The 10,807-nt window shown below is 74.4% G+C and carries 8 protein-coding genes; 1 reads left to right on the top strand and 7 read right to left on the bottom strand.

What is annotated here, in order from left to right; genetic code table 11:
* The 7 genes from ACFV4N_RS32575 to ACFV4N_RS32605 all read right to left on the bottom strand — a co-directional run.
* On the bottom strand, positions 1 to 2,509 hold a 2,509-nt coding region (locus ACFV4N_RS32575), incomplete at its 3' end, for an AfsR/SARP family transcriptional regulator (protein WP_499676482.1).
* A 284-nt stretch (positions 2,510 to 2,793) separates the two neighbouring features.
* Complete coding sequence (locus tag ACFV4N_RS32580) at positions 2,794 to 3,861, bottom strand: DUF6042 family protein (protein ID WP_499676483.1); 1,068 nt, start codon at positions 3,859 to 3,861, stop codon at positions 2,794 to 2,796.
* Positions 3,862 to 3,940: 79 nt separating this feature from the next.
* Positions 3,941 to 5,299: an alpha/beta hydrolase family protein gene (locus tag ACFV4N_RS32585; RefSeq protein WP_499676484.1), complete on the bottom strand. Its 1,359-nt coding sequence runs from the start codon at positions 5,297 to 5,299 to the stop codon at positions 3,941 to 3,943.
* A gap of 396 nt (positions 5,300 to 5,695) precedes the next feature.
* Positions 5,696 to 6,466, bottom strand: coding sequence for an SDR family oxidoreductase (locus ACFV4N_RS32590; RefSeq protein WP_499676485.1), 771 nt, complete (start codon positions 6,464 to 6,466; stop codon positions 5,696 to 5,698).
* Positions 6,463 to 7,293, bottom strand: a complete 831-nt coding sequence (gene kduI, locus ACFV4N_RS32595; RefSeq protein ID WP_499676486.1) for a 5-dehydro-4-deoxy-D-glucuronate isomerase — start codon at positions 7,291 to 7,293, stop codon at positions 6,463 to 6,465. Before kduI ends, ACFV4N_RS32590 begins: the two co-directional genes overlap by 4 nt.
* A gap of 138 nt (positions 7,294 to 7,431) precedes the next feature.
* The gene (locus ACFV4N_RS32600; protein ID WP_499676489.1) at positions 7,432 to 8,280 is read right to left on the bottom strand and encodes an amidohydrolase family protein; all 849 of its coding nucleotides are present in this window, start codon (positions 8,278 to 8,280) and stop codon (positions 7,432 to 7,434) included.
* Positions 8,280 to 9,029, bottom strand: a complete 750-nt coding sequence (locus tag ACFV4N_RS32605; protein WP_499676487.1) for a FadR/GntR family transcriptional regulator — start codon at positions 9,027 to 9,029, stop codon at positions 8,280 to 8,282. The genes ACFV4N_RS32600 and ACFV4N_RS32605 overlap by 1 nt, the downstream gene beginning before the upstream one ends.
* A gap of 296 nt (positions 9,030 to 9,325) precedes the next feature.
* On the opposite strand from ACFV4N_RS32605, the gene ACFV4N_RS32610 reads away from it, so the two are divergent.
* On the top strand, positions 9,326 to 10,633 hold the full coding sequence (locus tag ACFV4N_RS32610; RefSeq protein WP_499676488.1) for an enolase C-terminal domain-like protein: 1,308 nt from the start codon (positions 9,326 to 9,328) through the stop codon (positions 10,631 to 10,633).
* The last annotated feature ends 174 nt before the right edge of the window (positions 10,634 to 10,807 follow it).

Below are 10,807 nucleotides of genomic sequence, written 5' to 3' on the forward strand. Positions count from 1 at the left end.
GGACGCGGCGCAGGTGTACGGCCCGGCGGTAGTGGCCCAACGCCCGGCGCGGCGCGCCGGTCGTGTGCGCGATGTGGGCGAGGCTGTCGCGGGCCGCGGCCTCGCCGTCCTGGTAGCCCAGCGCCCGGCACAGCACGACTGCCTGGGCGCAGTGCCGCCGGCCGCGTTCGGGGTCACCGCTCTTCGCCAGGAACCAGCCCAGGGTGTTGAGCGCGTTGGCCTCCCACACCTCCGCCCCGGCCCGGCGGTAGAGGTCCAGGGCGCGCTCGGCGTACCGCACGCCCTCGGCGACATCGCCCCGGGTGCCCAGCACGGCGGCGAGCGAGTGGGTGACGTGCCCCTGGTCGACCGGGGAACCGCCGCGCCGCAACGCTTCCAGCGCCGCGTGCAGGTGCCGCTCCGCGCCTTCGTGATCACCGGCCCGCATCAGGGCCTGGCTGGCGCTGCGATGCCCCTGCGCGAGGTACCACGGGTCGAGGTGCTCGGCGGCTGCGATGCCCGCGCGCCAGGTCTCCACGTGGGTGTCCGACAGCCCTTGCCTCCAGTGCAGCCGGTCCAGCGCCCACGCCAGGTGCCACACGGCGGCGTGCGCGCCGTGCCGCACGGCCCAGTCCTGTGCCGCGAGGAGGCATTCGTGCTCCGCGACCAGCCACGCCGTGGCCTCCTCGGCACCCTCGAAGGCCAGGGGCGCGGCGTTCCCGGGCGCGGGAACGGAGGTGGTCAGCGGATCGGACAGCTCGCCGGCGGCGTGGGCGGTCGCGACGTAGTAGTCCACCAGCCCCCTCACGGCGTCCGGCTCGGTGTGCTGCTCGGCCGCGTAGAGGCGCACCAGGTCGTGCATCCGGTAGCGGCTCGTCCCGCGCCGGTCGACCACGTGCGCGTTTTCCAAGCGTCGCAACACGGTTCGCACGGCGGACAGCGGCAAGCCGGCCAACGCGGCGGCCGAGCGCACCTCGATGTCGGGTCCGGGCGCCACGGCCAGCAGCCGGAACACGCGGGCGGCTTCCGCGTCCAGCGCCCGGTAAGACGCGACGAACACGGCGCGCAACGAGTCCAGCCGGTCGTCCCGCAACTCCTCGGCCACCACGGACAGCGGTAGCTCCGGGTGGACGGCGGCGCGCGCGGCGGCGATGCCCAGCGCCAGGGGCAGCCCCGCGCAGTGCTCGACGATGGACCGCCGGGCCTCGGGGTGCGCCGCGAGCCGGTCGTGGCCCAGGTGTCGCGCGAGCACGTCGACCGCGTCCGACGTGGGCATCGCGGCCAGGGCGAGGTGGTGGGCGCCGTGCGCGGTGGCCAGCGCCGTCAGCCGCCTCCTGCTGGTGATCAGCACCGTGCACGTCGAGCCGCCCGGCAGCAGCGGCACGACCTGCGCCTCGTCGTGCGCGTTGTCCAGCACCACCACCACGTGCTTGCCCGCGACGAGCGTGCGGAAGTGGGCGGCGAGCGCGTCCACGCCCCGGTCGTGGCCCGGGTCGGAACCCAGTGCCGCGAGCATGGCGCGCAGGGCGGTGGCCGGCGGCGTCGGACGCCCGTGCGGGTCGAACCCGTGCAGGTCGACGTGCAACTGCCCGTCGGGGAACCGGTCGGCCCGCTGGTGGGCCCAGTGCAGCGCCAGCCACGTCTTGCCGGTGCCGCCCGCACCGACGATCGCCAAGGTGGCGGGTGAGCCGAGCAGCTCGTCCATCGAGGCCAGCTCCGCGGTGCGGCCGACGAACGGGCGTGGCGCGGCGGGCAGCTGCCGCGGCGTGGGCACGGTGGTGGGCGCGGCCGGGAGGAGGAGTTCGCCGGTGAGCACGTGCTGGTGCAGCTCGCGCAACTGCGGTCCGGGATCGACCCCCAGCTCCTCGGCGAGCCGGCGGCGGACGGCCTGGTAGTGGCTCAACGCGTCCGCCTGCCGCCCGCTCCGGTACAGCGCCAGGACGAACTGCCCGGCGAGGCGTTCGTCCAACGGGTTCTCGTCGGCCAGCTCGGCCAGGACCGGGACCATCGCGTCGTGGTGGCCCAGGCGCAGGGCGACGTCGTTGCGGTGCAGCAGCGCGGCCCACCGCTCCTGTTCCAGCGAACGCCGCACCGCGCCGGCCCAGTCGCCGTCCACGCTGCTCAGCGCCGGCCCGCGCCACAGGCCCGACGCCTCGTCCACCAGCGCCAGCGCCCGCTCGTCGTCCGGCTCGGCGTGGGACCGCTTCACCAGCGCCCGGAACCGGTGCAGGTCGACCGCGTCCTCCTCGACGGGCAGGACGTACCCGGCAGGTGTGCGGTCGATGCGCACGCCCGCCACCTCGGCGAACGCCTGTCGCAGCCGGTAGAGGTAGCCGTAGAGGGTGCCCTTGGCCTGTCGCGGCGCGCGCTCGCCCCAGACCCGTTCGACCAGCACGTCCAGCGGCAGCGGCCGGTTGGCGTCCACCAGCAGCGCCGCGAGCACGCACCGCTGCCGGGCGTGCCCGAGGTCGACCGCCTCCCCCGACGCGTGCGCCCGGATCTCGCCGAGCAGTCCGAACGTCACCGACACCGGTCCCCCTCCCCCGTCTACGGGAGTACCGGGTCACCGCGAGGGGGCACAAGACCGATCCCAGAACTTCCCCAGATCGGCAGAGGACACTGCGCCGGATGCGAGGGCTGTCGGCGCTCGGCCAGGTACCGCGCGCCCGTCTCGCGCAGGTGGGCGGGGGCGCCGTCGTACGGGGTTGCCCGGCCCGGCACGGCACGGACTCGGCAGCTCGGCCGGCATCGTGCGGTTCGTGTGCACGACGTTGCCCGGCACCCGGTGGTCGCGCTTCGGACCGTGCCGCGGCATCACCCCGCGGCGGGTACCGCCATCGTGAACTCGCCGGACAGCGGTCCCTCGACGGTCAGCAGCCCTTGCCGCACGGCCCAGTCCAGCGTGGCGCGCACGTCGTCCCCGGTCGCCGGCGTGCGCGCCGCCAGCGCGGTGACCGTCTGCCGGGCACCGCCCCACAGGGCGACCGACACCAGGTCGGAGGCGAAAGACCGGAACCTGTCCAGCTCCTGCCGCAGCACCAGGTCGGCGCGGCGCGCGGGCGACAGGTCCAGCACGTCCTGCGCCCTGGGCTCCACCTCGGGCCACCGGTAGGCGTCCCCGTCGGCGACGAGCAACCCGGCGGCGGCGAACACGGTCAACAGGTCGCGCGACGACGACGGCGCGGGCACGCCCAGCTGGGCGGCGACGTCGGCGGGGTCGAGTTCGCGGTGCACCGGCTCGGGCAACGGCCGGTCCAGCCACCCCACGCCCCGATGGTGCCGTTCGCCCCATCGCCGCACCGCGTCGACGGTGGTGGCGCCGTCCGCGTCCCGCGCCGCCCACACGGCGAACAGCAGATCGGTGACGTGGTAGCCGAACAGGTGCCGCCAACCCCCGCCACCCACGGGCACCGCAGGCCGGGCGCGCGCCGACCACCGCGGCGGTTCGACCTCGATTACCGGCCAGAAGCACAGCCGCCACACCGCCTCGACCTCCTCGTCCGCAGAGGAGGCCGCGCACACCCGCACCCGGTACAGGCCCGGCCCCGTCAACCGGAGGTGCTCGTCCCCCGGCCCGCCCGTCACGTAGGTCAGGCCGACCACCCCGGACCGGCTCCGGTAGGGGATCTCGACCACGTCGTCCCACTCGGCGGTGTCCTCGGGCGGCGGGCTGTCGTGCGACTCCATGCGCACCACCACCGGTCCGTCCCCGGCCGCCGCCTCCAGCCAGCCGTACCCGGTGCGCACGATCGTGCCGCACGGCTGGGCGCGCGAGGCGTGCTGCTCGAACGGGCCGTCCCCTCCGTCACCGCCCCGGGTGTCGCGCACGGTCAGCGTGCCGAACTCCGGCCAGTGGTCCTCGTCCTCGTAGGTCCCCCTCATGCCGTCAACGTATCGGGCAGCCGGATCGATCACGGCGCGAACCCGACCGGGCCGCACCGGCCGGGTCGAGGGGTGTCCGTCAGCCCGCGAACGGTCGGTTGAACACGGGTGGGGCGTGGTCGACGTACCGGCCGTCGCCCGCGAGCCCGTTCATGGCGCGAGGCGAGAGGTCGGGCCAGTGGTCCGTGCGCAACCGCTGCCACATCCGGTCGATCGCGGCAACCTGCTCGCCGACGGTGAAGGTGCAGTGCCCGGCGGTCCGCACGTACGTCTGGCGCACGAGCCGACCGTTGCCCTCGCGGCGGGCCAGGGCCTCGTAGGACTGCTGCTGCGCCACGGTGGAGATCTGGTCACCGAGCCCGTTGACCGTCAGGACCGGTACGCGCACGTCACCCGTGAACACGATGCCCTTGGACAGGTATGACACGGCAGCGGGGTCGGCGGCGACGCGGGGTGCCGCGGCCAACCGCCCGAGGTCGGCGCGCAGGTCCAACCCGGCTCGGGCGTACAGCCGCGCGACGGCCAGTTGGTGAGCGGGTTCGGCCGAGGCGAGTTGCCGGCCGTAGTCGACCCCCGTGTTCCAGGAGGGGTTCCCGCCCGCCAGCTGTTCGATGGCGCGCCTGCTGCTCATCGCCTGCCCGACGTAGGGCAGCGGACCGCCCGCCAGCGCCTGGTACATGCCGTTCTCGATGCCCGCCGCGTCCCACCACGCCGGCACCGGCGGCGTGGTGCCGTCCGCCGCGAGCCCCCAGCCCGGGAGTTGGCCGATGGCGGACGCGAGCGCGATGCGCGCCCGCCCCCGCGCCGTGGACTGCGCCGCGGCGAGGGCCGAGATCCACTGCTCCCGCGCACCGGCGACGTCGGCGGGGATCCCGGTCACGGGCAGGGCGCTGTCGCCGAACAGCAACGTCTTCAGCGCGAACACGGTGTCGAGCTTCTGGTTCCACTGGCCGACCGAACCGCCGAGCCCGCCGCAGAACGGCACGGCGGCGTCGAACAGGCCGGGGTGGACCTGGGCGGCGCCCGCAGCCACGAACCCGCCCATCGAGCGGCCTTCGGCGATCGCCCACCGCGCGGGCCCGAACGCCGCCTCGAAACGCTCCAGCGCGGCGGCCTGGTTGTCGATCGCCTGGGCGATGCGCCACCCGGTGACGGTCCTGGTCGTGCCGCCCACGGCGTAGCCGCGCTCGACGAGGCTCCCGGTCAGCGGCGTGGTCAGTCCGCCGTCGGCGAAGTCCAGGTCGACCAGCACGACGCCGTTCCACCGCCGCGGCTTGGCGAACCGGTACGGGGTGCCGTCGGAGAGCTGCCCGGACGCGCAGAGCGCCGTCCCGAGGCACGGCACCACGTCCGGTGGCGCGGCAACCGCGGCAGGGGCACCGGTCACCAGCACCGACGCGGCGGCCAGCACGGCACCGAGGTTGCGCACTGCGGACATCGGAGTCTCCAGTCCCGCTCGAAGGTCGGCGTCACCCGCGCACCGCCGTGCGGCCGGTTCGCGCCTCACCCGACACGCACCACCGCGAGCAGCCTCATGATGTTCCGCTGCGGCGACGACCGTCAACGAGCGCGTCACCACGCCCCGCCGGCACTCCCCACGCGGCTGGCGACCCCGGTTGCCGCCGCACCCGCTCGGCACGGTCGGGATCCTGGTCCCGTCGTCGGACCACTACTGGCCGGAGGTGGTCCGGGGTGCGGAGGAGGCGTCGGAGCAGGGGTTGCGGCCCCCGCTGCGCGGGTCGTCCTACGAGAGGGCGGACGACCCACCCACCGAGTGGTCATCACCCCGTCCCTGCGCGTCCGCGACTCGACCGCACCAGCCTGACGCCACCCCTCACCGGGCCAACCACCCCCCGTCGACCGGGAGCACGACGCCGTGGACGTAGTCGGCCGCCCGGGAGCACAGGAACAGCACCGCGCCCGCGATGTCCTCGGGCTCGGCCCACCGCCCGGCCGGGATGCGCTCCAGGATCGCCCGGTCGCGCTCCGGGTTTGCGCGCAGCGCGCCGGTGTTGTCGGTGGCGACGTAACCCGGCGCCACCGCGTTGACGTTGACCCCCCGGTTCGCCCACTCGTTGGCCAGGGCCTTGGTCAGGCCGGCGACGGCGGATTTCGACGCGGTGTAGCCGGGCACGGTGATCCCGCCCTGGAAGCTCAGCATCGAGGCGATGTTGACGATCCGCCCCGAACCGCGGGCCAGCATCGACCGGCCCACCTCGCGCGAGAGCACCCAGGTGGCGCGCAGGTTGACGTCGAGCACGTGGTCGAAGTCCGCGTCGGGGTGCTCGGCGGCGGGGGCGCGGCGGATCGTCCCGCCGTTGTTGACCAGCACGTCCACCTCCCGCCCGGCCAGCAGGGCGCCGAGCTCCGCCACCTGCCCGGCGTCGGACAGGTCGGTCCGGACCGGGGTGAACACCCGGCCCTCGCCCTCCACCGCCGCCCGCGCCGCGCTGTCGCCCCCGGGCATGGAGGCGCTGATGCCGATCACGTCGGCGCCGGCGGCGGCCAGCAGTCGCGCCACGGCCAGCCCGATGCCCCGGCTCGCCCCCGTCACGGCCGCGGTCCGGCCGGTCAGGTCCAGCAGGCCGGCCACCTCCGGGCTCACCGCAGCACCGCCGCCGGGTGCGGGTCCATGTCGTCGAAGGACTGGTTCTCCCCCGCCATCGCCCAGACGAAGCTGTAGGAGGCGGTGCCCACGCCGCTGTGCAGCGACCACGGCGGCGAGATCACCGCCTGCCGGTCGGCCACGACCAGGTGCCGGGTCTCCCGCGGCTCGCCGAGCAGGTGCACCACCCGGGCGTCCTCGGGCAGGTCGAAGTAGAGGTAGACCTCCGTGCGGCGCTCGTGGGTGTGCGCGGGCATCGTGTTCCACATGCTGCCCGGGTGCAGCCTGGTCACGCCCATCACCACCTGGCAACTGCGCACGCCGTCCTCGTGGACGTACTGGGTCAGCGTGCGGCGGTTCGAGGTCAGCGGGTCGCCCAGCTCGCGCACCGTGCCACCGCCCGGCTCCACCAGCACCGTCGGGTGCGCGGTGTGCGCGGGCGCGGAGAACAGGTAGAACGCCGCCGGCGCGTCGGCGTCGTCGGAGGCGAACACGACCTCACCCGCGCCCCTGCCCACGTAGAGGCACGCGGTCGGGGCCAGCCGGTGCTCCACGCCGTCCACCGCCACCGTCCCCGAACCGCCGACGTTGACGATCCCCGCCTCGCGGCGGTCGAAGAACCGCTCGGCCCTGATCTCCGCGAACCCGGGCAGGCCCAAGGGGCCAGAGCGCGGCACCGCGCCCACCAGCACCACCCGGTCGTGGTGGCTGTGCACCGCCCGCACCTCGTCGGCGACGAACAACTCCTCCACCAGGTAGTGCCGCCGCAGCTCCTCCGTCGTCATCGACGGGACCTGCTGCGGCGCGGTCGCGTAGCGCTGCTCCACGTGCCTCGCCTCCCTCTCCCCGATCGTTTCATCACTTGACAGCGCGAAACAGTCAATCTGAGACAGAAGCGAAGGGCAACACTGTTCGATGTGCTTTTATGATCAGATTCGATCAGGACGCGAGGGCCGTGGTGCGCGTCAGCGGTTCCCCAACCGGTAGACGCGGGCGGCCGTGCCGCCGAAGAGCCGGTCCCGCTCCGCGGCGGAGCACCCGCCGAGGAGTTCGGCGGCGGTGGCGAACACCCGTTCGTAGTCGGCGGCCAGCAGGCAGACCGGCCAGTCGGAGCCGACCATGAGCCGGTCGGGGCCGAACGCCTCCAGCGCGACGTCGACGTAGGGCCGCAGGTCGGCCGCGGTCCACCGCGACCAGTCCGCCTCGGTGACCAGGCCGGACACCTTGGCCGCCACGTTCGGTTCGGCGGCCAGCGCCTCCAGGCGGCTCGCCCAGGGTTGGAGCACACGACCGGCGATGTCCGGTTTGGACAGGTGGTCGAGCACGAACACCAGGTCCGGCACCGCGCGCACGGCCCGCAGCGCCGCCGGCAGCTGGTGCGGCCGGGTCAGCAGGTCGTAGACGAGCCCGGCGTCGCGCACCGCGCGCAACCCGGCCAGCACGTCGGGGCGCACCAGCCAGTCGGGGTCCGGCTCGGACTGCACCAGGTGCCGGACGCCCGCGAGCCGGTCGCCGCCCGGTCCGCGGCACAGCCGGTCCAGCTGCTCGGCGACGTCGGGCGCGGTGAGGTCGACCCACCCCACGACGCCCGCGACGAGCCCGGACTCCCCCGCCACCGCCAGGAACTCCGCCGTCTCGCCGACATCGGGGAGCACCTGGACCAGGACGGTGGCGTCCACCCCGGCCCGCTCGGCCACCGCCCGCAGGTCCGCCGGCCCGAAGTTCCGCCGGATCGGCTCCAGGGCCGGGTCGTCGAGCCAGTCGTGCGGCCGGGCGGAGAGGTGCCAGAAGTGGTGGTGGGCGTCGATCCGGATCACGGCACCCGCTCCTGTTCCGGTGCGTCGGGTCCCGCCTGCCGCCGGCGGTCGGGTGGGACGCCGCCGTCCCGGTCCACGTGCTCGCGCAGCCACCGCTCGGTGGTGGTGATGTGCACGAGGGCGGCGGCCTGGGCGAGGGCGGCGTCGCGGTCGACCAGCGCGGTGTAGATGGCCTCGTGCTCGGCGAGGGTGCGGCTCGCCGCGTCGTCGTCGACCAGTCCGCGCCATACCCTGGCGCGGACCGTGCGGCCGGAGATGCCCTCCAGCAGGGTCGTCAGCGTCGCGTTTCCGGTGGCGGCGACGACGGCCCGGTGGAAGGCGGCGTCGTGCTCGTTGAGCAGTTCCACGTCGTCGCGGGCGGCGCGCATCGCGTCGAGGTGGCCCTCCACCACGGCGAGTTCCGCGTCGCTGATGCGGGTGGCGGCGAGCCCGGTGGCGACCGGCTCGAAGAGCCTGCGCACCTCGGTGAGCTCCAGCAGCGTGTCGCCGCGGAGGAGTTCCACCGCGGACGCGACACCGCCCAGCAGCACCTCCGGCGCCAGGCTGGTGACGTAGGTGCCGTCGCCCCGCCGGATCTCCAGCACCCGAGCGACGACCAGCGCCTTGACCGCCTCCCGCATCAGGTTCCGGGACAGGCCCAGCCCTGCGGCCAACTGCTGCTCGGGCGGCAGCTTGGCCCCCGGTGGCAGTTCGCCCGACTGGATCAGGTCCCTGATCCGGTCGATGGCCTTGTCGGTCAGTGACATCGGCGGCTCCCCGGAGGCGGCTTGCGCGGTGGGCAGGCTAGCAATACATCCCACCTCCCCGAAAGAGGCCGGAGGCGCCGTGAACTCCGGAAGACCTCGCCGGCCAGTAGATCTTCCGACTTTCGAGTTCGATTCGCCGCTCCACCTGGACACCGGAACTCCCGGGATCCTATAAATCCATCCCATGTCCGGTGTCCAGGTGGCGCACCGCGGACATGCCGCAACCACACGACGAGGGGTGGTCGCCATGCGTTCGAGCAGACGCCGGGGCGTTCGGGCCGCGGGCGCCGGACCCGATGACTGAGCTGATCACCGCCGTCGACGCGGTCGACGTGCGGTTCCCGACCTCGCGCGAACTCGACGGCTCCGACGCCATGAACCCCGAACCCGACTACTCCGCCGCCTACGTGACCCTCCGGACCAGCGGGGGCGCGGAGGGCCACGGGCTCGCCTTCACCGTGGGACGCGGCAACGACGTCGAGGTGGCCGCCGTGCGCGCCCTGGCGCCGCTGGTCGTCGGCCTGCCCGTGGACGAGGTCCTGGGCGACCTCGGCGCGTTCTCCCGGCGCCTGACCGGTGACAGCCAGCTGCGCTGGCTCGGCCCGGAGAAGGGCGTCATCCACATGGCCGCCGCCGCCGTCGTCAACGCCGCCTGGGACCTGTACGGGCGCCGCGAGGGCAAGCCGGTCTGGCAACTGCTCGCCGAGCTGTCCCCCGAGCGACTGGTCGACCTCGTCGACTTCCGCTACCTGGAGGACGCCCTCACCCGCGACGAGGCGCTGGACGTCCTGCGCCGCGCCGAACCCGGCCGCGCCGCACGCGCCGCCCACCTGCTGCGCCACGGCTACCCCGCCTACACCACGACGCCCGGGTGGCTGGGCTACGACGACGAGAAGCTCGTCCGCCTGTCCCGCCGAGCCGTCGCCGACGGCTTCACCCAGATCAAGCTGAAGGTCGGCGCCGACCCCGCCGACGACCTGCGCCGCCTGCGGCTGGCCCGCGAGGCGGTCGGGCCGGACATCCGCATCGCCCTCGACGCCAACCAGGCCTGGGGCGTGCGGCAGGCCATCGACCGGATGACCCCGCTCCTGCCCCACGACCCGTACTGGATCGAGGAGCCCACCTCGCCCGACGACATCCTCGGCCACGCCGCCATCCGGAGGGCGATCGCCCCGGTGAAGGTCGCCACCGGCGAGCACACCCACAACCAGGTGATGTTCAAGCAACTGCTCCAGGCGGGCGCCCTCGACGTCCTGCAACTCGACGCCGCCCGCACCGCGGGCGTCACCGAGAACGTCGCCGTCCTGCTGCTGGCCGCCAAGTTCGGCGTCCCGGTCTGCCCGCACGCCGGCGGCGTCGGGCTGTGCGAGATGGTCCAGCACCTGGCGATGTTCGACTACGTCGCCGTCAGCGGCACCACCGAGGACCGCGTCATCGAGTACGTCGACCACCTGCACGAGCACTTCACCGCCCCCGTGCGCATCCGCGACGGCCACTACCTCGCCCCGACCACCCCCGGCATCGGCGCCGAGCTCCACCCCGCGTCCATCGCCGCCCACCGCTTCCCCGACGGGCCGGTCTGGCGCCGGCGGGCCACGGCGTGAGCGGCTCGCGCGCCCGTCCACGCACCCGACCACCACCCGCGTCACACCGCTGCGAGGAGACCTGTCGTGAAAGCCAGAGCCCGCACCTGCCTCGCCACCGCCGTCGCCCTCGCGCTCGGCGCCTGCGGGACCTCGGACCCCGGCACGGGACCCGGGGGCGGGGCGCCCGTGGTG

The sequence above is a fragment of the Actinosynnema sp. NPDC059797 genome (genome assembly GCF_042732085.1).
Lineage (GTDB): Bacteria > Actinomycetota > Actinomycetes > Mycobacteriales > Pseudonocardiaceae > Actinosynnema.

Coding starts and splice junctions, on each gene's coding strand:
- ACFV4N_RS32580 (WP_499676483.1), bottom strand. CDS start 3,861: ATGAGGGGGACCTACGAGGACGAGGACCACTGGCCGGAGTTCGGCACG.
- ACFV4N_RS32585 (WP_499676484.1), bottom strand. CDS start 5,299: ATGTCCGCAGTGCGCAACCTCGGTGCCGTGCTGGCCGCCGCGTCGGTG.
- ACFV4N_RS32605 (WP_499676487.1), bottom strand. CDS start 9,029: ATGTCACTGACCGACAAGGCCATCGACCGGATCAGGGACCTGATCCAG.
- ACFV4N_RS32610 (WP_499676488.1), top strand. CDS start 9,326: ATGACTGAGCTGATCACCGCCGTCGACGCGGTCGACGTGCGGTTCCCG.